The sequence below is a fragment of the Prevotella sp. FD3004 genome, assembly GCF_000746155.1.
In the GTDB taxonomy this organism is placed as follows: Bacteria; Bacteroidota; Bacteroidia; order Bacteroidales; family Bacteroidaceae; genus Prevotella.
In genome coordinates this window covers 1-24,591 of record NZ_JQKR01000001.1, presented here as the reverse complement: position 1 = coordinate 24,591, position 24,591 = coordinate 1, and the positions used below count along the sequence as shown (strand labels likewise).

General features: G+C 41.3%; 30 protein-coding genes. 5 read left to right on the top strand and 25 right to left on the bottom strand.

Features of this window, described 5'->3' with window-relative positions:
• From T325_RS12495 to T325_RS00115, 7 genes are all read right to left on the bottom strand, one after another.
• The coding region (locus T325_RS12495) for a leucine-rich repeat domain-containing protein (protein WP_156097605.1) at positions 1–251 on the bottom strand (251 nt) is incomplete at its 3' end.
• A gap of 235 nt (positions 252–486) precedes the next feature.
• Entirely contained in the window at positions 487–1,425 is a 939-nt protein-coding gene (locus T325_RS00140; protein ID WP_156097604.1) for a hypothetical protein, read from the bottom strand.
• 47 nt (positions 1,426–1,472) lie between these two features.
• A complete protein-coding gene (locus T325_RS00135) occupies positions 1,473–2,423 on the bottom strand; it encodes an SHOCT domain-containing protein (protein ID WP_036909429.1) in 951 nt (316 codons plus the stop codon).
• Between the two features lie 165 nt (positions 2,424–2,588).
• Complete coding sequence (locus T325_RS00130; protein ID WP_036909427.1) at positions 2,589–3,179, bottom strand: tyrosine-type recombinase/integrase; 591 nt, start codon at positions 3,177–3,179, stop codon at positions 2,589–2,591.
• A 103-nt stretch (positions 3,180–3,282) separates the two neighbouring features.
• Positions 3,283–3,615 (bottom strand): hypothetical protein, encoded by a 333-nt coding sequence (locus tag T325_RS12645; RefSeq protein ID WP_036909426.1) that lies wholly within the window; start codon positions 3,613–3,615, stop codon positions 3,283–3,285.
• A gap of 65 nt (positions 3,616–3,680) precedes the next feature.
• The gene (locus T325_RS12250) at positions 3,681–4,025 is read right to left on the bottom strand and encodes an SH3 beta-barrel fold-containing protein (RefSeq protein WP_051949610.1); all 345 of its coding nucleotides are present in this window, start codon (positions 4,023–4,025) and stop codon (positions 3,681–3,683) included.
• Positions 4,026–4,061: 36 nt separating this feature from the next.
• Positions 4,062–4,343, bottom strand: a complete 282-nt coding sequence (locus tag T325_RS00115) for a hypothetical protein (protein ID WP_036909424.1) — start codon at positions 4,341–4,343, stop codon at positions 4,062–4,064.
• A gap of 249 nt (positions 4,344–4,592) precedes the next feature.
• On the opposite strand from T325_RS00115, the gene T325_RS00110 reads away from it, so the two are divergent.
• A complete protein-coding gene (locus T325_RS00110) occupies positions 4,593–4,847 on the top strand; it encodes a helix-turn-helix domain-containing protein (protein ID WP_036909423.1) in 255 nt (84 codons plus the stop codon).
• Positions 4,848–5,069: 222 nt separating this feature from the next.
• On the opposite strand, the gene T325_RS00105 is transcribed toward T325_RS00110, so the two are convergent.
• Both T325_RS00105 and T325_RS12995 read right to left on the bottom strand, forming a co-directional pair.
• The gene (locus tag T325_RS00105; RefSeq protein ID WP_156097603.1) at positions 5,070–5,378 is read right to left on the bottom strand and encodes a hypothetical protein; all 309 of its coding nucleotides are present in this window, start codon (positions 5,376–5,378) and stop codon (positions 5,070–5,072) included.
• Positions 5,330–5,641 (bottom strand): NUMOD3 domain-containing DNA-binding protein, encoded by a 312-nt coding sequence (locus tag T325_RS12995; RefSeq protein WP_081910982.1) that lies wholly within the window; start codon positions 5,639–5,641, stop codon positions 5,330–5,332. The genes T325_RS00105 and T325_RS12995 overlap by 49 nt, the downstream gene beginning before the upstream one ends.
• Positions 5,642–5,952: 311 nt before the next feature.
• On the opposite strand from T325_RS12995, the gene T325_RS00095 reads away from it, so the two are divergent.
• A complete protein-coding gene (locus T325_RS00095) occupies positions 5,953–7,287 on the top strand; it encodes a hypothetical protein (RefSeq protein WP_036909418.1) in 1,335 nt (444 codons plus the stop codon).
• A gap of 352 nt (positions 7,288–7,639) precedes the next feature.
• Here T325_RS00095 and T325_RS00090 read toward each other — a convergent pair whose 3' ends face one another.
• The 9 genes from T325_RS00090 to T325_RS00055 all read right to left on the bottom strand — a co-directional run bounded on the left by T325_RS00090 (position 7,640) and on the right by T325_RS00055 (position 15,416).
• A complete protein-coding gene (locus T325_RS00090; RefSeq protein ID WP_051949609.1) occupies positions 7,640–9,280 on the bottom strand; it encodes a site-specific integrase in 1,641 nt (546 codons plus the stop codon).
• A gap of 184 nt (positions 9,281–9,464) precedes the next feature.
• Complete coding sequence (locus T325_RS00085; RefSeq protein ID WP_036909417.1) at positions 9,465–9,968, bottom strand: NUDIX hydrolase; 504 nt, start codon at positions 9,966–9,968, stop codon at positions 9,465–9,467.
• Entirely contained in the window at positions 9,968–10,414 is a 447-nt protein-coding gene (locus T325_RS00080) for a GAF domain-containing protein (protein WP_081910981.1), read from the bottom strand. The genes T325_RS00085 and T325_RS00080 overlap by 1 nt, the downstream gene beginning before the upstream one ends.
• A gap of 61 nt (positions 10,415–10,475) precedes the next feature.
• Positions 10,476–11,066, bottom strand: coding sequence for a hypothetical protein (locus T325_RS00075; protein WP_051949608.1), 591 nt, complete (start codon positions 11,064–11,066; stop codon positions 10,476–10,478).
• 302 nt (positions 11,067–11,368) lie between these two features.
• Positions 11,369–11,515, bottom strand: coding sequence for a hypothetical protein (locus tag T325_RS12640; protein ID WP_156097602.1), 147 nt, complete (start codon positions 11,513–11,515; stop codon positions 11,369–11,371).
• A 191-nt stretch (positions 11,516–11,706) separates the two neighbouring features.
• Positions 11,707–12,603: a helix-turn-helix transcriptional regulator gene (locus tag T325_RS00070; RefSeq protein WP_051949606.1), complete on the bottom strand. Its 897-nt coding sequence runs from the start codon at positions 12,601–12,603 to the stop codon at positions 11,707–11,709.
• Positions 12,604–12,614: 11 nt separating this feature from the next.
• On the bottom strand, positions 12,615–14,018 hold the full coding sequence (locus tag T325_RS00065; RefSeq protein ID WP_036909414.1) for a C1 family peptidase: 1,404 nt from the start codon (positions 14,016–14,018) through the stop codon (positions 12,615–12,617).
• Positions 14,019–14,029: 11 nt separating this feature from the next.
• On the bottom strand, positions 14,030–14,926 hold the full coding sequence (locus T325_RS00060) for a M48 family metallopeptidase (RefSeq protein ID WP_036909413.1): 897 nt from the start codon (positions 14,924–14,926) through the stop codon (positions 14,030–14,032).
• 127 nt (positions 14,927–15,053) lie between these two features.
• Positions 15,054–15,416: a hypothetical protein gene (locus T325_RS00055; RefSeq protein ID WP_036909412.1), complete on the bottom strand. Its 363-nt coding sequence runs from the start codon at positions 15,414–15,416 to the stop codon at positions 15,054–15,056.
• 307 nt (positions 15,417–15,723) lie between these two features.
• On the opposite strand from T325_RS00055, the gene T325_RS00050 reads away from it, so the two are divergent.
• Entirely contained in the window at positions 15,724–16,338 is a 615-nt protein-coding gene (locus T325_RS00050; RefSeq protein ID WP_036909411.1) for an FKBP-type peptidyl-prolyl cis-trans isomerase, read from the top strand.
• Between the two features lie 37 nt (positions 16,339–16,375).
• Positions 16,376–17,449 (top strand): chorismate synthase, encoded by a 1,074-nt coding sequence (gene aroC / locus T325_RS00045; RefSeq protein ID WP_036909409.1) that lies wholly within the window; start codon positions 16,376–16,378, stop codon positions 17,447–17,449.
• Positions 17,450–17,651: 202 nt separating this feature from the next.
• Here aroC and T325_RS00040 read toward each other — a convergent pair whose 3' ends face one another.
• From T325_RS00040 to holA, 4 genes are all read right to left on the bottom strand, one after another.
• The gene (locus T325_RS00040) at positions 17,652–18,560 is read right to left on the bottom strand and encodes a dihydroorotate dehydrogenase (protein WP_036909407.1); all 909 of its coding nucleotides are present in this window, start codon (positions 18,558–18,560) and stop codon (positions 17,652–17,654) included.
• Positions 18,548–19,321 (bottom strand): dihydroorotate dehydrogenase electron transfer subunit, encoded by a 774-nt coding sequence (locus T325_RS00035; protein ID WP_036909405.1) that lies wholly within the window; start codon positions 19,319–19,321, stop codon positions 18,548–18,550. The genes T325_RS00040 and T325_RS00035 overlap by 13 nt, the downstream gene beginning before the upstream one ends.
• A 78-nt stretch (positions 19,322–19,399) precedes the next feature.
• On the bottom strand, positions 19,400–19,876 hold the full coding sequence (locus tag T325_RS00030) for a helix-turn-helix domain-containing protein (protein WP_036909403.1): 477 nt from the start codon (positions 19,874–19,876) through the stop codon (positions 19,400–19,402).
• A 777-nt stretch (positions 19,877–20,653) separates the two neighbouring features.
• Complete coding sequence (gene holA, locus T325_RS00025; protein ID WP_036909401.1) at positions 20,654–21,682, bottom strand: DNA polymerase III subunit delta; 1,029 nt, start codon at positions 21,680–21,682, stop codon at positions 20,654–20,656.
• Between the two features lie 50 nt (positions 21,683–21,732).
• Here holA and T325_RS00020 point away from each other — a divergent pair, with 50 nt between their 5' ends.
• Positions 21,733–22,182: a type I restriction enzyme HsdR N-terminal domain-containing protein gene (locus T325_RS00020; RefSeq protein ID WP_036909398.1), complete on the top strand. Its 450-nt coding sequence runs from the start codon at positions 21,733–21,735 to the stop codon at positions 22,180–22,182.
• A 3-nt stretch (positions 22,183–22,185) separates the two neighbouring features.
• Here the strand turns inward: T325_RS00020 and T325_RS00015 are convergent, their stop codons facing one another.
• The 3 genes from T325_RS00015 to T325_RS00005 form a co-directional block, all read right to left on the bottom strand.
• Complete coding sequence (locus T325_RS00015; RefSeq protein ID WP_036909396.1) at positions 22,186–23,034, bottom strand: zinc ribbon domain-containing protein; 849 nt, start codon at positions 23,032–23,034, stop codon at positions 22,186–22,188.
• A gap of 11 nt (positions 23,035–23,045) precedes the next feature.
• The gene (locus T325_RS00010; protein ID WP_036909393.1) at positions 23,046–23,831 is read right to left on the bottom strand and encodes a Nif3-like dinuclear metal center hexameric protein; all 786 of its coding nucleotides are present in this window, start codon (positions 23,829–23,831) and stop codon (positions 23,046–23,048) included.
• 70 nt (positions 23,832–23,901) lie between these two features.
• Positions 23,902–24,591, bottom strand: a 690-nt coding sequence (locus T325_RS00005) for a DNA/RNA non-specific endonuclease (protein WP_036909391.1), incomplete at its 5' end; no start/stop codon positions are given.

Here is a 24,591-nt window from a genome sequence, read left to right as displayed (position 1 = left end):
CAATCACCGACTCTAGTCACTGAGTTTGGTATGTCAACTTGTTCTAAAGATGTACAACCAGAAAATGCAGAGTTACCTATTTTAGTCACTGATTTGGGAATGTCTATACTCTTGAGAGAAGAACATCCCCAAAATGCTTCAGGACATATAACTGTCACTGTATTAGGTATGACAATGTGATTAATGTTTTTGTCTATCACATCTCTCAAATATAATCCGTCATCGCTTAATTCCAGAACACCACTTTTCATAATACATACAATTATGTTTTTAGTTACCGATGCAAAGATAGAAATATTATCCGATACCTCCAAACTTAAATCATTAAATTGATTCAGAATAGAATATTACATTGTTTTCTTTTTATAGTTTTCTACAAAATACTTTAGATTTTCTCTTTTTTCTTGCATCTTAATGTCTGCTGATGAAAAGATAATGGGACGAACTTGTTTAGGTTCTACATACCATACTATATTGCGTAAACAATCAAATGCCATCTGCGAAGGATTCTTTTTTCTTGCGGATATTTTCTTCTTTTTTTCTCTTTTCTTCGTCTCGTTTGTTCTTTATGGAATCCTCTATTGCTTTTGCTTTTCTAGATTCCTCATACGCCTCGTAGGACAACTTAGGTTGTGAAATCGTTATAATTGAAGCCCATCTGTGCGGCTCTCTGTTTTCATCTTCAAGGGGATTAACGCATGTATAGTAAACGGTAATATCTTTGTGTAAGAAATGCCAGCCATCTTCATCATGTGCTTCACCATACTTATCTTTGAATATGCCAAGTAACCATTTCTTATGAAAATCTATATAGTCTCTCTGCTCATCCCTTGTCATTTCATATTCAATATGGTCTTGCTGTTTAGAAACAAGTCTTATCTTATATAACTTATCATGGATAAAAGCGCATTCTTTTTCATCTATATAAAAATCACTTCCATCAATGGTTATATATCCTTTCGTTTCCTTCTTAATTATATCCAATTCTTTATTAAAGCAACTCTTTGACATTCCAAAAACGAAATTGCCAAAGGCTTTGTCACCCTCTTTTTTATACCATTCTTCAGATTCTTTAGCAATCCTGTTTTGTTTTTGCGCATTCTCCATAGAATCTTTGACAGCTATTTCTTGTCGTTCAATATTAGCTTGCTCTATCATTTTCTTCATTCTTTCATTACTACGTATTCTATCATTCTCTAAATACCAAGAGAACAATCCTATAAATGCAGCAAAACCAACGATAAGAATCAAGAAAGCTGTTGTATTCATCTTTTTGCCTTTTGAAATTAACGACATGAGATATGAAAGAGGAACTAGAACAACCCCTCCCATAACTAACCATTCAAGAACTTCACTCACATGAGTTGCAAAAATCAACAGTCCCAATGCAATTCCGATTGCACCGAATACTAAGTATCTTTTCATAATGCCATATTGTCCTTTATTATTATAATTAAAGAAGTATAATCACTTTAACTAATACTATCAATATAGTTTTTAGCTTCCGCAAGTCCGCATCCAGTAAGTTCCATATAAAGCTTTACTGCTGTTATCTTTTCCCCATTCTCTAATGCCTCTCTTACCTCTTGTGGCACTCCATCATCAACCACTGTTTCAAGCCGTAAAGGTTCGTTAGTCTCTGGCACAGAAGGTTCTTGAATAGAAGTGCCAAGCAACGCTTTTTTTTGAGCGGCAAATTCCTCGTCCGTCAAAATTCCTTTGTTCTTTAAATCTGCAAGTTTTGACAGTTCGTCTGCTACACTTCCAATAACCTTAGCAGACTGAGGTGGAGTTTGAGTTATACTCTTTGTATTTTTATCTGTAATATCAATTATTGCACTTATAGTATCAGCAATTCGCTGTGCATCTTTTAATCCTTGCTTATATAGATGGCCTTCTATGCTTGATGGCTTAATTGGTTTACCGCCAACTGTCATTGTTTTACTATCGAAACAATTAATCGTAAATGAAGGATGATTAATATCCCTTAGTTTTATCTTAATCTGTACCTTTGAGACCTTCTTGTTCTGTTTACTATCACCAGAAAGGCCACCTACAATTGCTCCTGCTCCTCCAGCAATTGCACCTCCTACAACTGCTCCGCCAATTGCTCTTAATGATGATTTCTGTTGAAGAATAGTATTGTCTTCAAGTATTTCGACACTGATTATTTGGTCAAATGGCACAATCTCTTTGTGGAATTTCTTTACAAAAGCAATTTTCTTACTGTTTTCATCAACACCAAATATATAGGTATCATTTACACCTTTAATTCTTTTAGTTGCATTAAAATCTGGTAAGGAATTGAATTTCTGCAGATTCTCTTCTCCTTGTTTTTTAAACTCCTTAGATTTTGCATTTCCTTGCATTATTCCTGCTATGATTGCCAAAACAAAAATAATAATAATACCAGTCCAAAACATAATTGCATTGTTTTAAGTTAATAATCTGCCACAAAGATAGGAAATATATCTGATTAAACAATGATTTACGGTGAATAATATTCAAAAATGTTATGAAAATGAATGTTTTTAGATTTAATTAAGGTGAAATGAAGAATGATTGCGCTAATTTGCGCAATCAATTAATCAAAAATCTAATAGGTCATAACTGCTTTCAAGTTCGCTGTCTGTGATTCCCAAGTAACGCTTGGTGATTGTAGGGCTAGCGTGATTAAACAGCGTCTGCAACCGCATAAGCGCCAAAGGTGCATCGGTGCCAGCCGATTCAAACACCTTGCGCCCAAAGGTCTTTCTCATTGTATGTGTAGAAAAGTGGTCAATCTTCAAGTTATACTTGGTCTTAATCTCCTTAAACAGTATATTGATACGCTGAGTTGAATAGACCATTTTCTTACGGCTGAGGAAACACTTTTCATCTTCATTGGTGATATGAAGGGAATCATAACACTGTTTGATATGCTTCTGAAAACCTTTATTTACTTTCACCACCCTACGCTTACCAGTTTTCTTTTCGTAGATGGTAAACTTGTCACCATCAAGTATCATTGACCATGTAAGCGTTAATATGTCGCTGATGCGCAAACCAAAGAAGCATCCACACCCAATCAGTAGTGACATACGGTAATCACCATCCCTATAGAGTTTGCGTACTAACGAAAGCATAACGTCCCAATCCATTGCGTTTGATGTACGATATTCGTGAAATTCTTGCTTCATATCCTATATTTTTAACTGATTAACTATGTATTTGAATTGATATTTTTCTAAAATCGTTCACAACTTACTGATTTTCAGTATATTTCTATTCTCATATACAAGATTATATAGAAATTGAATATTGTTCCTTCACTCTCTTACCGTAATCAAATGAGCCATCCTTCTCGACATTGTAATCAATCACATCTACAAGGTTATCAAGGTACACTTCTTCAACCTTCTTCACTAGTTCCTTCTTATTATTGAGGAAATAAACATCAAAGGCATCTGTAGCGATATTGTATAATACCTTCACATAACCATTCATTAAATAACCTTGAACATGCCATTGCAAACCATCATTGAGTGCAACAAAGTTTTTGCAACCCCATGACCACATTATATTAATTCTTGATTTGAGAATCACCATTATATACTCTGCCATTCTTGTATCCATATCTCTTATCTGTTAATTGTTCTACTTATCAGTTAGAAGGGTGGGGATTTCTCCCCATTCCCTTGTTAATTCTCGATTGTACCTATGAAACGTTCCTCAAGAAATCCTCTCCAAGCCATCTTCTCAAGGTCAAGGTAGGCGAACATTCCGTAGAAACGCTTGGGAATACCAGTACCAACAACATTTGCTTTAACTGCTTGGGGCTGCAATGTGCCAACTGCAACACGTACAGAGCCATCCTTCTTCATATAGGCGAATCTAACGACCTCGCCACGCATCATGCGCTTCTTCATTGTCTCAAGGGCAATACCCTTACTTGTGGCTGTAAGCATATCCACGTTGTTCAAAACGATATTTTTTGCTGCGTAACGAGCAATCTCACTGGTGCTAACTGTTGCAATCTGCTTCATATCTCTATCTCCTATATTAAAATGTTAAACTTCTATTTATGCTGCCTTTGCTCCACGTTCTGCTTGGCACTTGTCGAAGAATGCTAACCACTCTCTATCTCTCTCATTCTCAACATAGACGATTTCAACTCTAGTCTTACCGTCTGAATAAGTGAGGTTTACACCACCAGTACCTTGAGCACGTCTAATCATCTTGAAGCCCTTTGCGATTGCTCTAGCAATCAGTTCATCAGATGCTTTCTTCATTTCTGTATAAGTACCATCCATATAGTTCTTATACTGACCTTTGCCGTTGACTTTGTAGTAGATGCCCCACATATTGTTTACTTTTAACTGTTACTATTTCTTATTTCTGATGCAAAGATAATACTTTTTTCTAAACCATGCAAGGTTTTTGAATAAAAAGTTTAGTTTTTACTATAACTTTAACCTCCAGTAACAATTTTAAGCCCAAACTAAACACATATTAACAGAATTAAAGTCATAACTAAACATTTCTGCGATTATATTTGGTAGATTGTTTTTTTATTGGTAATTTTGCACCAGTTATTTCTAAACATTATTAATATGGATATAAAGGGAGTTATTAAGGCACATGGCTACACCTTGATTGATGTAGCCAATAAGATGGAGATTACCAAGGGGGGAATCAGTCAGATTGTGAATGGTTCGCCCAATGTTAAGACATTGCGCACTATTGCAGAGATAATCGGTTGTAAGGTTGGTGATTTCTTCACCGATGAAATGAGTGAGGTTGAGAATACTGCACCAGTTCTGAGGTGTCCTCACTGTGGTAAGGAGTTGAAAATCACGCTTGAGTAGATAGATTTTCTTTTTTCAGAACTTGAGAGAGAATAAACGCACCAATGCGTTTGTTTTTACCTTCAAAAACGCTCAGATTGCCTTTATATAGGTATATTAAGGCTCATTGTGGCTTTTGATAGCCCAATGCCGTGCGTGACTACATTGACGAAAAAAGGAGGCTGTAATGAGCCTCCAAATTGTTAAATATTGATAGCTGTAATTTATCAATTTATTGCAGCGTTATTTATCCCAAGGGTCTATATACTCCTTGGGGTTCTTATCTTGATTCTCCTTTGCTTCATTCATTTCTCTGTGCCACTGTTCCCTATCAACTTCAAATAGAATCTTTTGAGGTGGTATATTCAATCTGTCAATGGTCTCTGGTCTCAGTGGGTAGGTATAGCCGACAACTTGATATAAATGTTTGCCATCCCTTTTGATGGGGATGGGAGGGTGTATCACTGGAATCTTGTCTAACCCTAGTTTCTTTTTTAATTCGGTTAATCCCATGAATTTGGGATTGATATTGGTTGATTCTGTTTTCTCCATATAACTTTGTCTATTTCTTCTTTTATTACCTTACTAGCCAATGCCTTTATATACTGTTCCACTGAAGGGTTGGCACTCAGAAACTCATCCATGCTGACATGATGCTGATTTCTAAGCGCATCCCTATACTGTTGGTTTCTCAAGGTTGCTGCTTGGCTCATCTTTTCTCGTGACTGTTGGCTATGGGTTCTGCCATACATAGGATTATTAGCCCCATGCCTATCTTGTCTCGGTCTTGGTTGATTAACGTTTGTGTTATCCATATACTTTTGTGTTATATCGTTATATTTATATTATGACTTGATGTGACTTCAATTCATAAATATATGGATGCTACCGAAAATACCAGTTGAAAAGCTTGTTTTTTCGAAATTTTTTACATATCTTTGCAATATAGCTAACTTTCTTCTTCTAAGACTTGAAAAACCAAGTCCAAGGGTTATATTTTAATCACAGAGGGGTGCGGTTCGCTACCGTTAAGCCAGTTCTTTTCGTCTGTAATCTCAGATTGGCAAACCCCTCTTTCTCTAGAAAATAATGAGATTGCAGACGTATTGTTAATGAGATTACAGATATGGAAATCACAGATGATTACAAGTTTTGGGTAAGTCTATCCCATCAGAAATTTGACCATAAGCCAAATAGGGAAACAGAGGTCGGAAAACTAAGGTTCAGTAGGATATACACAGATGTTGATGGTTTTGCTGAAGCTTTGACTAAAGGGTATTGCTATACTCCTATTTTCACTAATGCAACATTTGGAATGAGAGATAAGACTGATAGGAACTTCAGTTATTCATCCTTCGTTTCGCTCGACATTGACCACACCGATGTTGATATGAATACGATGGTAGATGGACTGGAGTATAAACCTACTATCTCCTACACCTCATGCAGCAATGGTCTCGATGGGAAATATAGTTACCGCCTTATATATTGCTTCGCTAATAAAATTGAAGGTTGTAATGAGTATTATAACTATGTTAATTCCTTGTTGGAAGCAAATAAGATTTCAACTAGTGCCATTGATGATAGAAGCTTCAAGGCTAGTCAGTACTACAATGGCAATGGCTGTGGCAATATCGACATCAAGGTATCTAATATAATATATAATAAGGTAGATATAATAGAATATTATAAAGATTATTATAATATTAATAATATAGGTAGTAATAATAATAAAAGTATCAATGTAACTAATAATACAACACCACCAACTATTATTAGTTTGAATGATACTTTTGTAAATAAAAGTTTTGAAAATGATTATTGGAATATGAAGATGGAAGATGTTTTGAGTAAATATGTTGATGTATTCCCAAATATTGAGCATACACCGTTACCAATCGTAGATGATGATACACCCTATATTGTATTTCCTTCAGATTATATTGAGATTAAGAGATACTGGAAGAAAAGCAATGGCAGAGCCATTAAGATTGCAGATGGCAATGGTCGTAGAAAGAAACTGTTCATCAATGGTGTCATTAGGCGAATGATTAACCCTAGTATTACCTTCGATAACCTTTTATTCAATTTGTTATACGAACTCGTTTATTATATATCAAATTTTGATGCTGAAAATGTCATTGACAAAAAGGAAATCTTCTACATAGCTAGAAACGTAATGAAGGCTGATTTAACTAGAGGTGAAGGATTAAAGGGTACTAATAGAAGATTCATGGTTAATCCTAAGTTCTGTGAAAAATACGGTCTGAATAAGAGACAAGTAAGGAATATGGCTTGTAAGATGATTCATAATGAAGGTATTGGTGAACTATACGACTGTTCAAAGACTGACAAGGAGAATCTAGAGGTTATGAAATCACATGGGCTTGAGATTTCACTAGTGACACTAAAGAGGTGGCGCAAACAGAATGGTATCACCAAATACAAGAAAAATGCGTAGAGTGCTCTCTGAGGGCTTGATATTCCTTATGGGGATAGTTATACCTTCAGACCATGAAAAACGTCTCTGTGTGACTGGAATCCACCTCAATCGAAACGTATGAAAATGGGACCGATTCTGAAAATATCTCAAAATAGGTCCCAGAATTTTTTTTAAACGCTTGGTGACTATATGGTTTTCTCAATTCACTGGTTTTCAATTGAGTGGACATAGCTTCGACTTGAAAATATCGCCATTCCAACCCCCAAAATTTTTCTCATATGGCAGACTGTTTGTGAATATATGACCTACCTAATTCATAGAAAAGAGACGTTAGGTTACAACGCCCCCCCTAATCTAGTGGCTCGGATGCCTACCTTTCATTTTCCAACTTACTTAGTTCCTGTTCAATGTGTTCCTTTAACTGTCTCAATGCCTCTTTCCTTTGGTCTTTTTCTTTTGTATCTTGCTTTGGCAAAATAATTCCACTTTTGTTCTCTAAAAGTTCCCTATTCTTTTCGATATATTCGGTTCTTTCTTTTCTTCTTTGCTCTTTTCTTATTGAAGTAAATTCTTCATGTCCTGTTATAAAAGCCTTTTCATTGGCTTCAATAATCTTGTTCTTATCAAATGCCTTTAAGTACGTATCTATATCATTAGGATTACGACCCATATTTTGAGCTATCAGACCAACAGGTACATTAGAATGATAAAGATTTGATGCATAAGAATGCCGTGCCGAATAAAAGGTTATATCATTGCTAATACCAGCTTTTTCTGCTACCCTTTTCAAATTAACATTTACTAGATATGTTGCATATTTCATCCTACCAAATTTCATATATTCATCATCATTGTCTTTATCATAGATAGGGAATACATATTCTTCCAGTTCATCATCATCCTCACAACCATTGACCCATGAACCGAATGGATTAAGAAAAGGAATTAATGATTGAGCCTCACACATGATACGAGTTGGATGGTTGGTCTTTTCTCTCTGAGTATTGATTTCATAATATTCTGTTACCTCTTTATTTGAGTTGGCATACTCAATATCGTGTTCTGCTGCATCTTCCATCCATTTCTTTTCATTCACTACTTTAACAATTTTCAAATCCTTCCTTTTCAATTTTGCCAAATCGACCAAAGCCAGACCTTGAAACATATAGGAACACAGAAATAGTGCCAATGAAAACTGTTCGGCATCAATCGGAGTTAATTTTGTAGTACCACGTGGCTTAAACCTTTGATTCCAATAATGAACCTTAGTCTTTTCTAAGTCTGGTCGTGGATTTATTCCTGTGAATCCGTATGTATTATAATAATATTGTATAAGAGAGCTGATTTCAGCAAGGCTTAGTGCCTTTTTCTTAGTTTGACAATTTAATCCAGATTTGCAATCATAATTTGTCATGGGCGATTCTTTGATGTATTCATGCTCTGCTGCATAGTTTAGCAATGCTTTAAGACAATCGAAGAATTTTCTAATAGAATTGTCTTTGTATTTAGTCTTGAGATACTGCTTAAAATTATTTATCCAACCAATATTTAATTCAAATAATTCAATATCTTCATTCTCATTATAGCGTTTAATAATGTTTAGAAGTGTTCTATATCCAGTTGCAGTATTGTGCTTATGAGTGGTCTTGGAGAAATAATCAATCCTTTCTTCAAAAAGAGAAAATAACGTGTGCGTGGTGGGGGCTGCTTTTAAAACGGCTTTTATAATACTGCTGGCGGAATAGTCCTCCTTGCCTTCGACACTCAAAACATAACTATTTACTTTATCTATCTCGCTTCTGATTATTGTATTCATGTTTCGTGCCATTGGATGCCCCAATCTAACTTCTTGCTTATTCTCATTCCATAACTTTTCTGGGCACGACAAACCAAGGCTTTTGTATTTTCTTTGCCCATTATATGAAACTCTCAGCATAATGGGGTGTTCTCCATTTGCCAATGTCTTAGACAAATACAGAACAGCAGAAATAGTTGGTAGGTTTCTTTTCATATCCTTATATCAGTTTACACTACGGTTTACAAATATTACAATAAAATCTGATTTTGGTTTACGTTTGCAAAGATACAAAAATTCCCTAACTAATTGATAGTTAGGGATATTAAATAATCTTAATTTTTTCTATTTGTTTCCGTGGCAGACAAAAAGTATTCTGTGCTTCATCTTTTCGTCGATTTTAAAGGAAGAACCGCTGAAACTCGCTCTCAAAGTTGGGGGTGAGAATGTCCTTTCCCATGGCGGCCCGAATTTCATCTATCGTCCAAAATCGACCTCCATCGAGTTCCTCTGCCGACGGCATGACAGGTCCATCATAGACGGTACGGTTCACATATACCAGTTCGCTCTCCCGGCGACTGTCAAACACATACATCCCTATCCGTTCTGGCGTGAAGTCGGTGATACCCAGTTCCTCGCGTACCTCTCTTGTCAAGGCCTGTTCCGGCGTCTCGCCGTAGTCAATGTGACCACCCACGCTGGTGTCCCACTTGCCAGGCTGGATATCTTTCCATTCTGGGCGCTTCTGCAGGTATACCTCACCACGAGAGTTAAACACATGCAGATGAACCACCGGGTGAAGCCATCTGGACCCGTTATGACACTCGCCCCTCGTAGCCGAGCCTATTACACGACCTTTTTCATCTACAAGGGGGAAACGCTCTTCGCTATTGTCTTTCATCATCACTTAATGAGTTTGCAAATACCTTCGAGGTATTGACGGTCGGTCTCATCGAAAGTCGCCAGTTCCTTGCTGTCGATATCAAGCACAGCAATGACTTCGTTGGCCTGTGAGAAAACAGGCACGACAATCTCTGAGCGCGACAGACTGCTACAGGCTATATGTCCGGGGAACTGCTCTACATCGGGCACGACAAGCGTCTTCTTCTGTTCCCAAGCGGAACCGCAGACACCGCGTCCGAAAGGAATATGCATACAAGCGACCGGCCCCTGGAAAGGACCAAGCACCAATTCGCCATCCATCACCCGATAGAACCCTGTCCAGAAGAATCCCATCGTCTCATGAATAGCCGCACAAACATTGGCCATCACAGCCACGCTGTCTGTCTCGCCCTCAATAAGGGCCTTGATTTGCTCCGTCAGCAAACGGTATTTCTCATCTTTCTTCATATCGCCTGCAAAGGTACACATTATTGTACAGATATGCAAGAAAACGTTTTCTTTTGTGTCGTTAATACCAGGAGTAATAAGGCTGGCGTCCTTCCCATACACTAAGATGTACGCTCAGATTCGGATTGAAGTTATAGCGCACCGAGGCTCCTATCTTATCTCCTATATCGTTCATCCACCACATCTGGGGTGGCATCTTAGGCTGCATCATCGATTTCTGCACGAAGACCGAGGCTTCCCAATGCTCGTCGAAGCGGTAGTTCAGCATTGCTGTAAGGCCAGCATCCTTCATCTGCCTGCTACCATAATCGAGATACGACGAGTAACCGCCAAGCGCAAAAGAGAGTTTAGGCATCAGATTGCCTGCATACATAAAAACGGCACTATTGGCGAAGCCGCTGCTGGCATGCTTGCCCACTCCGAAGATAGCCGATGCAGAAAGCGACGCATTCAGCCCGGGATGAAGTGACCAATCGCTGAAAGCCGAATAGAGACTGCTCCAATAGGGATAGTGCGCAATCGTACCCCTATATGTCAGAGGCGGCATACTAAACGTAGTATCCGGCTGCAACACACTCTCTTTCCCCTCCTGCGCCTTACTTGCCATGCCGCACAGGAGCAATAGCGCTATCAACAGATATCTTCTATTCATTCTACTCAGATTAGAAAATTCGGATGCAAAGATATGAAAAGATATCTATAATCATTCATTCGTGAACATTTATTATTCTCTCTAATGCTTTTTTATGATTACAAAAGTTCATCGGAATGTTGACAACAATCCATCGGGATATCGTTTTCCACTCTTTTCTCCGTTAGAAAACGTTGTTTTCTCCTAAGGAAAACACTATTTTCTAACGGAGGTAACAACGTTTTCCCAAGGAGAAAACACTGTTATCCATAAGGGGCAACAAATGCGTGGTGGCAAAAACGAAAAGGTATGCTCCATTATATTTATATATCGTCAGGCGAGAAGCGGATGATGGGAGCTGGAGTGTTGTTGCCAGCAGACTCGGGAGAGGAGGAAGAGAGCCTGCTGGTAACGTAGTCGGCCAACTGGAAGAGGGCTGAAAGAAAGCGGTCAACAAATCTCGTCAGCATGATTCAAAACCTCCACATAACCACTGACCATACTGCCAAGAGCAATTGTCATTACAATCATCAGAAATAAACTTGCCATATCTTTATACTTTTATAGTTTAACATTCTCGTTATCGAATGCAAAAGTAGATATAGGGTGTACCATAAAGCGGTACACCTTTCGGTTTTTTGCACTAAAGAATGTTAATGGATTATGAACGATAGCGTTCGAGCATGGACTGAATCTTCTGCTGAAGCTTGGTACGCAGGTCTGCAGGTTCGAGCACCTCGAGGCCAGAATCATAGGAGAGTAACTGACCCATGAAGTCGGCTGTGGGGCGGATGTCGAAAGAGAAATCAGTATATTCGGATGTCGTGGCAATTTCACGCTGAGAGGTGTGGAGGGGCAGCGTGCGGAAATAGTTAGCAGTGTTGCCATAGGTTCGAATGACAACATGAGCCATCGGGGTTTCATCGGTCAACACACCAAAATATTCAGCGAAATAGGCTTGCGGAGAGAAGTCGGCAGGCATCTCAAAAGACTCATCGGCAAGCGTAACAAACATCATGCGGTCTAACGAGTAGATGGCATAGTGGCGCCCCGTAAAGGCAAGCAAGTACCAGCGCTGGTGGAAAAGTTTGAGAGCATAGGGGGCAACGGTTTTCTCATAGCCTTCGGCTCCGAAACGGCGATAGCCCATCAGTATCTGCCGACCCATGCGGATGGCACGGATAATGGTTTGCAGAAACTCTTCACCAGCAGGCACATTCTCGAGGATGATGCGATCCTTAAGTGAAGCACTATCGGAGAGCACACCACCAACAGTGAGTGTAGAGAGTGTCCAACGCTCTAAACTATCATCATCGAGAATTTCGGGGTTGGCTATATAGTAGCGGTAGTGGTCTTTCGTATCACACTCCAAAACGATGCCATACATATCAAGGATGGCGTCGCGGTGGCGATTGAAAGTGGTGCGAGAGAGAGGGTTGCCTTCGTTCACCTCTTCCCTCACCCACTGATCGTTGAGCTCTTCAAGCGTCATGCGCCGACGACGCCTGAAGGCATTGATTAGCCAGATATACTGCTGGTAGATGCGCGCTGGTTTCACAGCTGAAGGTATTACTCGTCGGGAAGGAAAAGAGGATCCTCTGGCATCACCATGACGGGCTTTGCCTCAGCTGCCTTCAGAAGACGCTCGGGTACGTATTTCTTATTAACCACGAGTCGGAACATATACTCACGGAACCAGTCGGCTGTCATAATGATACAGCCTTGCTGACCACTAGTGGCGCCCCATGAGTTCTCAACCTTCCATTTGACAGGCTTACCATCGGCATTGAGGTCAACGGCTGTCAGCGTCATAGCATGGGTTGAACCACTATCGAAGGTGCTGATACGCTGGGCCTTGTCCATACCAAAGGTAGTGCCGAAGAGTGAACCGTAGTCGAAATTGTCGAGAGAGGCATAACCGCGCTTACGATCAAGGAGCTTACCTACATCATATGAGCTATACATCTTGCGGCCATCTTTCAGTGAGGCTATGGCCAACTGCTCGATCTCCTCCATGGGGAGATTCAGGTAGCGCCAGTTTGTACCATCGTAGACGTGACGATCGTACTCTACCTCGTAGGTCTTGTAGTACTCGCGACGAGGGTCATTCATCACCATGATAAACGTGCCGTTGAGCGGACCGCCTACCACTTCCTTATAAAACGAAAGCGGCGTGTATTCCTTTGCAACGCCAAGCGACTTGCCATTCTTATCCTTGAATGCGTAAGTAAACTTCTGAACAGGTTCGCCCAGGGTGAGTTTCAGCATGCGGTATATCTCGCCCAGCATCTGGGTCTTAGCGGTCTGGATGGCAGAAGCGCTCTGCTTCTGAGCCACCATATCACGCAATTTGAGACCGAATTCACGGAGTTTGGATGACACGAGGCTGCGAGCCTTCGAAGTATTCTCACTGGTAAAGGTCTCGGGCATGATGTCAGTGGGAACAAGTCCGTATTTGGGAGCCAAGTCGGCAAGTCCGCAGAATGTACCTCCGTCGCTGATGGGATTACTGAAGAAGAAACGCACACGTTCGTCGTCAATGGGTTTCTTGGCTGTATCGATAACGCCTTGAAGCATCAGGTTGGCCTTCTCGAGCTGATCCCAGAAAAACAAATAGGCCTGTGAGAACTCTATGCTGACAGAATCGGCATGACTCATATAGTTAGAGCGCAAAACATTAAGTCCGCTGAACATCCAGCAACGACCAGACGACTTCTGATCGGTAATAGACTGCTTGCGAGTTTCGACACTGAAATGGGTATCAATGGGGCGAGCAGCTGCCTGATAGTTCTTTGCCAGAGCATCGATGCTCATACCCGATATGGCATTGGCTATCACACGTTCCTTGCCACACTGTTTCTGTTCCTTCTGAATCTCCTGCAGCATCGACTTTGAGATGCCACCGTCTTTTGTTTGTGCCTGAATGGTAAGCATACCGCCCAAGGCGGCAATCATGATGAATGTTTTCTTCATTACTGTTTTCGTTATTTCTTCTTTGTTGTAGTTGTTTTCTTCGTGGTAGTTGTTTTGCTCGTTGTCTTTGTTGCAGTCTTTGTATTGGTTGCCACAGCCTTAGGCTTATAATACTTCAAAGCCTCTGGCATCCAGCCCTGGATCTGCTTGATGCGGGTCTCGTCAGAGGGATGATCGCTCAGGAACTCAGACTGCTTATTGCCTCCAAGGGCTGCCATGCGCTGCCAGAAACTGACGGCTACCTGAGGATCATAGCCTGCCATGGCTGCGAAAATCAGTCCCATGTGGTCGGCCTCACTCTCATGACCACGTGAATAACTGAGATTCTTGAAATTGAATCCCTGAGCAGCTATGGCCTGCAGAATAGAGGTCGTATTAGCACCCATTCCCAAGCCGCCAAGTACGGCTGCACCAATCTGCATACCATACTGCTGCTTAATCTGAGTACTCATCTGCTCTGCGGAATGGCGAGCTACGGCGTGGGCTATCTCATGACCTAAGACAATAGCCAACGAAGCCTCATTCTGAGTGACTGGAAGTATGCCCTCATAAACACAGATCAGTCCGCCAGGCATACACCAGGCATTCACCTGCTTATCCTGAACAAGATTAAAAGTCCACTTATAATACTGCAAATCATTCTGCAAGCCAGCTGATGTAAGATAGCTGGTAACAGCATTGGCAAGATTCTGCCCTACTCGCTTCACCATAGCGGTATTAGCAGCATCGGTAGACACCTTAGCTGTCTTCATGAAGTCTTGATACTGTTGGGTGGAAAGAGATAGGATCTCACCATCGCTAACCATCAGATTCTGCTTACGACCAGTGATAGGCACTGTGTTTGAGGTTCCGCAGCTGACAAAAACAACTGCCACAACAGACAAAAGAATGATCTTAAAACTTTTCATATTTACTGATATTTTTAGTTTCTGACTGCAAAATAAATAAAAATAATCGAAACATGCAAATTTTAAGCATAAAAATAGAGGCATCCCCTTATGGAATGCCTCTTTGAAAATTACTAATGATAATCTATTACTTATTCAAACCACGATTGTTAATCGTAGCGTTGAGCAGTCTGAGGTAAACATGCATCTGTTCTTCATTAAGAACGTAACGCATCCATTTCACATCATTACTGATGGCACGATCGACAAGGGCCTTGCGATCATTCTTACCATACTCAGCAGCAAACATCAGCTCAGCGGCGAAAGTATGGTGAATATTCTCAACAGCCTCCTTCTGGTCGTCTGCCAGCTTCAGAGCGTCAGAGAGCTTATTCATATTGATATTCATCTCATAAGCCTCAATGTTGCTTACGTTAGCTGCGGTCTCACCTTCTGCAAATGCGGTTGTCATACTCAGCATTGCTACCATTGTCAAAATCATCTTTTTCATCTTGTTATCCTTTCCTTTCTTTTTACTCGGAGCGGTGTGTCAGACCGTCCTACTTTTTTAATTATGTTATCCTTACTTTAATCTTACTTTTTTCCTTTTGACGGTGCAAAGGTACGAAGTTTTTTGAAAGCAAACAAGCTTTTAGACATAATTGTGTGCGAACACAGCCCTTTTATTGATACAGGTCAACCAAATGAAGAATTCTTGATAAATATCTATCAATTATTGACTTTAATCCTTATTTATTTGGTATTTCGCCCGTTTATTCGTACCTTTGCAGCCGTTATACATTATTATATATAGAAGAATGGACAAAGTACAGAACAAATTCATGTCGGTGGTATATCAGTTATACACCGTAACCGACGGAGAGAATATTTTAGAAGAGCAGACTGGCGATGATCGTCCTTTTGAGTTTATCACTGGATTCGGAGTTGCTCTCGATGCTTTCGAGCAGCAAGTGATGAAGCAGGAAAAAGGCTCTGCCTTCGACTTTATCCTTCAGCCTGCAGAGGCTTTCGGAGAATATGATCCTGAGGGTGTGCATAAACTGAAGCGTGACGTATTCATGATTAACGGACATTTCGACCACGAAAATATCTTCGAAGGAGCCGTCATCACTCTGATGGACAATGAAGACCACCAGTTCATGGCAAAAGTGAAGAAGGTTGAAGAAGACGGCGTAACTATTGACACCAACCACCCTCTCGCTGGTAAAACCCTGAATTTCAAGGGCACAGTGATTGAGAACCGCGACGCCACCGAGGAAGAAGTCCAGCACTTGATTAAGCACCTTACTGGCGGTTGCAGCGGATGCGGACACCACCACGGCGAAGGCGAATGTGGCGGATGTGGCGAAGATGGATGTGGTGGGCATCATCATGACCACGGCGAAGGTTGCGGATGTGGCCATTGTCATTAAATAGTTTACAGCCAACGACAAAACACTATCTCAGGAGATGAATACATTCGGCAACATATTTAGATTGACAACGTTTGGTGAAAGCCATGGTGAAGCCATCGGAGGCGTCATTGACGGCATGCCTGCTGGAATTGACATTGATATTGACTTTATCCAGCAGGAACTGAACCGCCGCCGACCAGGCCAAAGTAAGATAACCACTTCGCGACAAGAGCCTGATCAGGTAGAACTGCTCAGTGGTGTCTTTGAGGGAAAATCAACAGGCTGTCCCATCGGTTTTATTGTACGCAACACCAATCAGCACTCACAAGACTATGAGAATATGCGTTGTCTGTTTCGTCCCTCACATGCTGATTTCACCTATTATAATAAATATGGTACACGAGATCATCGTGGTGGCGGACGTTCATCAGCCCGAATCACCATTAGTCGATGTGTTGGCGGAGCTATGGCAAAACTGGTACTCCGCCAGTTAGGCATCTCCATTCAAGCTTACACCTCACAAGTTGGCCCTATCTCTCTTGAACGGGATTATCATCTATATGACCTTTCTCTGACAGAGACAAACGCCGTGCGTTGTCCTGATCCAGAGAAAGCCAAACAGATGGAAGAACTGATTAGTCAGATGAAAACCGAGGGCGACACCATCGGAGGGATTATCACATGTGTCATCAAGGGCTGTCCTGTAGGCTTAGGCGAACCTGAATTCGGAAAGTTACATGCAGCTCTGGGATCTGCTATGCTCAGTATTAATGCCGTCAAGGGATTTGAATACGGCGAAGGATTCGATGGAGTAACGGCTCGCGGTTCTGAACAAAACGACATATTCTGCTCTGAGGATGGTAAGATTTCTACCAAGACCAACCATAGTGGAGGTATTCAGGGAGGCATCTCAAACGGACAAGACATCTATTTCCGGGTGGCCTTCAAACCTGTCGCCACAATTCTTACAGAACAAGAAACTGTAGACATAGAAGGAAATACCACCACTTTGACTGCTAAAGGGCGGCATGATCCTTGTGTTTTGCCAAGAGCAGTACCAATAGTCGAGTCAATGGCTGCTATGACGATTTTAGACCATTATTTACGGAAAAACGCAGCTATTTTATAGAAATAGTGTTTATTATGTAAAATAATGCAAAAAACATTTGGTACATTAAAAAAGTTATTGTACCTTTGCAACTGCATTCGCGGGATTTGTGAAAATCCTGAAATGCTTTAGTTAAGTCTAGTTTAGTTTTTGTGTTGGTTGAGGGCTGGCAATTGCCAGCCCTCAAATTTTATACGATTAACAGAAAAAAAAATCGGTGCGATTAACTGATCGCACCGATTATTTCTTGTACTGATTGGCAGCCATGCCGATCAAGCCAATCATTAATGCCGTCCCGTACTTTGATTGTGACTGCAGGATCAAGGAAATTAGCAGTTCCAATCTCTATGGCCGTAGCACCAGCCATCAAGAACTCGATGGCATCCTGAGCCGTACAAATACCTCCCAACCCTACAACAGGAATCTTCACAGCCTTAGCCACCTGCCAAACCATGCGTAAGGCAACGGGTTTAACGGCAGGGCCGCTTAGTCCTCCAGTATTAATACTAAGAAGAGTTCTGCGCTTCTCAATGTCAATTGCCATACCCATCAGTGTATTGATGAGCGAAACGCTATCAGCTCCCTCAGCTTCTACGGCACGGGCAATCTCTGCGATATCCGTCACATTGGGAGACAGTTTTACAATCAGTGTCTTATGATAGCGTTCACGAACAGCTTTTACCACACTAGAGGCGCCAGCACACGTAACACCAAAGGCCATACCACCATCCTTTACGTTCGGACAGGAAATATTTAATTCGATTGCAGGAATATTCTCCAATGCATCAATACGGGCAGCACACTCTGCATAATCTTCAGGCGACGCCCCACTGACATTAACAATCATATTGGTATCGATATCCTTAATCTGAGGATAAATATGCTCACAGAAATAATCGACACCTTTATTCTGAAGGCCCACACAATTAAGCATACCACTAGCCGTTTCAGCCATACGAGGATAGTCATTGCCATCACGAGGCATCAGCGTCGTACCTTTCACAATTATGCCACCAATACCATCAAGAGGCATGAAATCTGAAAATTCCACACCATAGCCAAAAGTGCCTGATGCTGTCATTACCGGATTCTTCAGCGAAAGATCGCCAATCTTCACATTCAGTCTTGCCATAAAAGTTTCTTTATATTAAATACTGGTCCATCCTTACAAACGCACAAATTTCCCTCTGTGGTCTTCTCAACACAACACAGGCATGCTCCAAGACCACAAGCCATCAGATTTTCAAGTGATACCTCACAGTCGATACCATTCTCACGGGCGAAACGGGCCACTGCCTTCATCATAGGCGTAGGGCCACAAGTACTGATACGATCGAAACACTCCTGCTGAAGCAAGGAATGATTGGTTACAAAGCCTTTCTCACCTTCACTTCCATCTTCAGTAGTCACGTATACGCGCCCGTACCTTCTAAATATGTCAAGCATCAGCAGATCCTTAGCAGAACGGGCACCAAGCAGGAAAGTCGGTTCTGCACCAGATTCTTTCATCTTTGCTCCCATATAGAGAAGAGGAGCTACGCCAACACCACCACCTATAAGGAGCACCTTTTCTCCTTTAAAAATTGGAGAAAAGCCATTACCTAAAGGAAGTATGCAGTTTAACGTCTCACCCGCCTTCAGTTGAGCCAGCCTACGCGTACCATCACCAATAGTAGCCACTAGGAGCCAAAGTTCATTCTGTTCACGATCAACAAAATTAATGGAAATAGGACGACGAAGGAACGTTGTGGAAGAGCCTTCAATTTGAACCTCTACGAACTGTCCTGGCAACATCTCCGGTAATGGGTGCTTGTCAGTTAGCTTAATCAGCACATAGCGCTCATGAAGCTGCTCTACAGACTTAACCGTCAAGTCTAAAATAAACTTTTTCATATATAAATATGTACCTTTGTAACAATGATGCTGCAAAGGTACAAATAAGTGAGAAAAATACCAAATATATTTGGTTCCTTATTTTTTAGCAGGGACAAAAGTTTCCCATGTCTGATCATCATAAAATACCCGAATCTCCATGACACGCCTTTGTGGTTTGTCAACTATTTTAACTTCTTCTCTTATAATTTCAGGCCGTGTAGATTTTACACCATTAAAATTTGATAGCGATTGACCGTTATTTTGTGGGGTAGGAGACACAGTATGATCAAAATCAAGCATCGGAGAATCTGGAAAAAGAGACTCTGATACAGGTGTTGGAGAGCTAGGAACCACACCTTGAGGGGTGACAAACATCTCTCCAGAACCAAAAATCAACCAATCAGTACTGATGTCTGGAATTTTCTTTTTGAGAGCTTCCACCACATTCATGGTAGGGCGGGTGCGACCATTAAAGATACTACTAAGAGTGGCAGGGGCCAATCCAATATAGTCGGCGAACTCTTGCTGAGTCATTCTCTGAGACTCCATAATTTGTCTAATACGATCCTTCATTTTATATCTTTAGGCGTTTAAGGGGTCAAAAGACCCGTTTTTCTTTCAGTTTACAAAGGTAAAGTAAATTTTTGAAATAAACAACAATTATGAAGAAAATTTTGATTTTTAAACTATTGGTTTGTATTTTTATATTTATAAATCCATAATACTAAAGGATTGATATTTGATTTTGGAATTACGAATCAAAATTTAAAGAGCTAAATTATCAAAAAGGAATAATTAAGAGAATGAAACGCAAATAACTGGGTATAAATAAGGTATTTACATAATTCTATGTATTTAAGAAACAATTATGCAGATTTTTATCCTCAAAAAGCATATAATATGTGCTAAATTCCCTTATTTAATTCATAAGATGCTGAATATTAGTTATTTATTATTGTATAAGGAGAAATGTATATTTATGAATTTAAATATTTGAATGCCGATATTTGCATTTACAAACCAAAACAATATATAAGCATGCATGTTTATATAAACGTAAACATTAAATTAAGAATGTGAAAAAATACATTATTTCGGTTTTAAATTACAAACACAAATTCAGCATTGAAAACATAAAAGAATGTTAATGCCAAATTAAACGGGTGATATAAAGTCTAATTTTGCCATTTTTCCCGTATTCAGAACAACTGGATAGAATGGTGCGAAAAACGCGAGTTTTGAAGGGGTGAAAATCGTGCAAAACCCTTGATTTATGGGCATTTACGCATAAAAAAAACGCTCACGAAAAGCGCTATTTTAGGAAATTCTAGAAGTAGAAAAGTCGATTTTTTAGTGCAGAATGTAAAAAATCAGTTCTTTCATGAGCTCTCCAGGAGGGGTATTAGGGTTATCTAAGCCCTTACTTTTGGCATCTATTTCACGTATCTTGGTAATTATCTGCATCACTTTCATTCCTGAGTAATTTTTCATCCCCTTCATGTAGTCCTTGGCAGCCCATGGTGATCTCAATTCTAACCATTCTGCTACCCCTTCCTGACTCTTATTATTTGGAGCATAATAGGAGATCATTAAATTCTGGAAGAAATTAAAGAGCATTGGGAGAAATGAATAGATGCTACCAGCCTTCGGATTTTCGTCAAAATATTTTATTATCTGATTTGCCTTATAAACATTTCGGTTCACGATAGCGTCACGAAGCTCAAAACCATTAAACTCTTTACTCACTCCTATCTGATCCTCAACAACCTGTGGAGTCACTCTCCTATCCTGTTCTGGCAGAGATAGAATAACCTTATCCAACTCTCCAGTCAGTCTGCTCAAATCTGCGCCAATATTATCAGCAATCATTTGAGTCGATTTAGGATCGATGCTCACCTGACGTTTTCTCAGATAATTCTCGATAAAGACAGGAAGGTCGCGATCGCGCAGCTTTTTACTTTCGAAGAGTATACCCACAGCTGTGATAGCCTTTACGTATTCTTTCTTTCGTCCGTCAATCGTACCATTTTTATGGCACATCACCAAAATTGTAGAAGCCATTGGAGCCTTGAAATACTTCTCCAAAGCATCTGTGTTCTTCACGTTCTGTGCCTCTTTCACAATAAGTACCTGATATTCTGACATCATGGGATAACGACGCGCAGCATCAGCTATCTGCGAAGCCGTTACATCAGACCCGAAAAGAACAGTCTGATTGAAATCGCGCTCCTCGGGTTGCAGTACATGTTCAGCTATATAATCGGCAATCTTATCTATATAGTAAGGCTCATCGCCCATCAGATAATAGACGGGTGCGAACTTCCGCGCTTCTAAATCACGCATGATACTATCAAAAGTGACACTTTTTGCCTCTGCCATGATGGTAATTCATTTTTTATTTGTACTTTTGCGGGTACAAAGTTACAAAAATGTTTCGATTAAACCTACCACCATACCCCATAAAAATCACGAATAAGGGGAACAAACAGATGATTTTCGACTTTCTACGTCGGAAATACGTGACACTGACCCCTGAAGAATGGGTGAGACAGCATTTTGTGCATTTTCTTATAGAACAGAAAGGCTATCCCAAAGGACTTCTGGGCAACGAGATTGAACTGCGTCTAGGTGAGAAGCGCCTTCGCTGTGACTCCATATTATATAATAAGGTGGCGATGCCTCAGATGATTATTGAGTACAAAGCCCCAACCATAAAAATTCAGCAGAAGACTTTCGACCAAATATCGGTCTACAATCTTCTGCTGAAAGTGGATTATCTGATAGTCAGTAACGGACTGCAGCACTATTGTTGCAAGATGGATTATCTCAATCAGAAATACTATTTTCTAGAGGATATTCCAGACTATCAAAACCTTTAACATTTACTCCATATCGTTTGCATCAGTTGTCTTCTTCGACGAAGCAGACTTACGAATGGCGCGCTTGCGAGTCTTCTTCTCCTCGCTTGATGTCTTGTCAATCTTTACACCCGCCAGTTCAGGGTCGATCATGATGCGACCACAGTACTCACAAACGATAACCTTCTTGTGCATCTTGATGTCGAGTTGGCGCTGGGGCGGAATCTTATTGAAGCAACCACCACAGGCATCACGCTGAACGTAAACAATACCAAGACCATTGCGTGCATTCTTACGGATACGCTTGAAAGAAGTCAACAAACGGCTCTCGATTTTTGATTCGAGGTCCTTTACTTTCTCTTTCAGTTTCTCCTCTTCTGCACGAGTCTCAGCCATGATCTCGTCGAGTTCATTTTTCTTCACCTCAAGATCGCCCTGACGCTCCTTGATAACCTCTTCGTTAGAAGCTAACTCATTCTGCTTTTCCTGAATACGGGTGTTGGCCTCGCGAATCTTCTTATTGCAGAGTTCAATCTCCAGTGTCTGGAATTCAATTTCCTTTGACAGCGTGTCATACTCACGGTTGTTCTTCACCTCGTCCAGCTGGCTCTTATAGCGAGCCACGCTTGCCTCAGCATCAGCAATCTCGCCCTTCTTCTGAGTAATGGCAGCTTGGAACTCATTGATGTCGCTCTTAATCTTTTCAATACGAGTGGTCAGACCTTCGATTTCATCTTCCAGGTCCTGTACTTCGAGAGGCAGTTCACCTCTCAGCGCTCTTTTCTCATCAATTGCAGAGAGAGCCGACTGAAGCTGATATAGGGTCTTCAGTTTCTCTTCTACTGACAAATCTGTAGGATCTTTCTTTGCCATAATTTACTATATTAGATATACAATATTGGATTCGTACAAGTCTCAGCAATATATGTCTTTACGCCTGGGCATTCCTTCTGTATAATCTCCTCGAACACCTCAGCCGTATACTGTTCGCTCTGATAATGGCCGATGACGCAAATCTGTATCTGCTGCTCATAGCCGAAATATTGGTGATAGTGCATCTCGCCCGTGATAAAGGCGTCGGCTCCTACTTTCACGGCTTCATCGAGCAAGAAATCACCTGCCCCGCCACAGATAGCAACCTTTTTGACAGGGCGACGGAGCAGTTCGTTGCACATGGCGCACTCCACTCCAAAGGTTTTCTTTACCTGAATGATGAAATCGTCGGCAGCCTGAGGTTCTGGCAGTTCGCCTGTCACGCCACTCCCTGCCTCGATACCATCTACGCTTTTCTGGGCGAAGAAACCAACGTTCTTCAGTCCCAGTTTCTGAGCGATGCGGAAGTTAACACCCCCACGTGCATTGTCCATGTTGGTGTGCATCGAAACAACAGCGACGCCATTCAGTATAGCCTTCCTCACCGTGCGTTGCACATCCGTCAAGTCGCTGATTGTTTTCAGGCCGCGGAAGAGCAACGGATGATGGGATACAATGAGATTGCACCCCTTCGCGATGGCCTCGTCGACAATACGTTCGTTGACGTCCAAACACAATAATGCCCCTGAAACCTCCGTCTCTGTCAGTCCAACCTGCAAGCCAGCATTATCCCAACTTTCCTGCAAGGGCAGAGGCGCGAAACGTTCAAGGGCGCTCAGCACTTCTTTTATTTTCACGCTGCAAAGCGTACAACAAAAAGCCGAGACAGCGCCCCGGCTTACCAATTTATTAAACGTTTTTAACTCTTTACCAATCACTTAGCTTAGCCTGAGCCTCTACCTTCTCCTCTATCTGATCGTCAAGGGAAGGAAAAAAATCGATGCCCGTCAGGCGCTCTATTTCGTCGACAGAGCGCACCGCCTCAACCATTTTCTGCTTCACGCCCTCGTTGCGATAAACGAAACCAATGGCTTTCACCCTACCCTGGCGGCAAAGCACCACCTTGAAAAAGGCCTCAGGCACACGCACCTTATTCTTTCCTATCGTCTTCCATTCACCTTTCGAGCTGTAAAGCGGTCCGCACACAATGTCGATGGCGCCGTATTTCCTCGCCCAATCGCGACAAAGTATCTCGAGATCGTTCCACTCATACTTATTGAGCCCGTGATTCTGCGGACAGATGTTCGTAAACAGAAACGACTGCGCCATCGCCTGCTTGTCCCACTTATTATCGCCAGCAGGACACATATGTCCCCTGTCGTAGCGCGAGTTATAGTAGTCCATATTCGTGGCGCGACGTCCTTTGGCGATATCTTCATCCTCGGTAAACACCTCCTGTTTGCGCTGATGTGAGCCATAGGTATGTGCTTTCGTCAGATGCCATGCCACCCAGTTGGGCGTCTTCGTCTGTTCATTGTACGACGTGGTGTAGCCCACACGCTGAAGGATCCGCTCTGGGCGGTCCTTCAGTTTGGCGGGCAGCTCATATTTCACGAT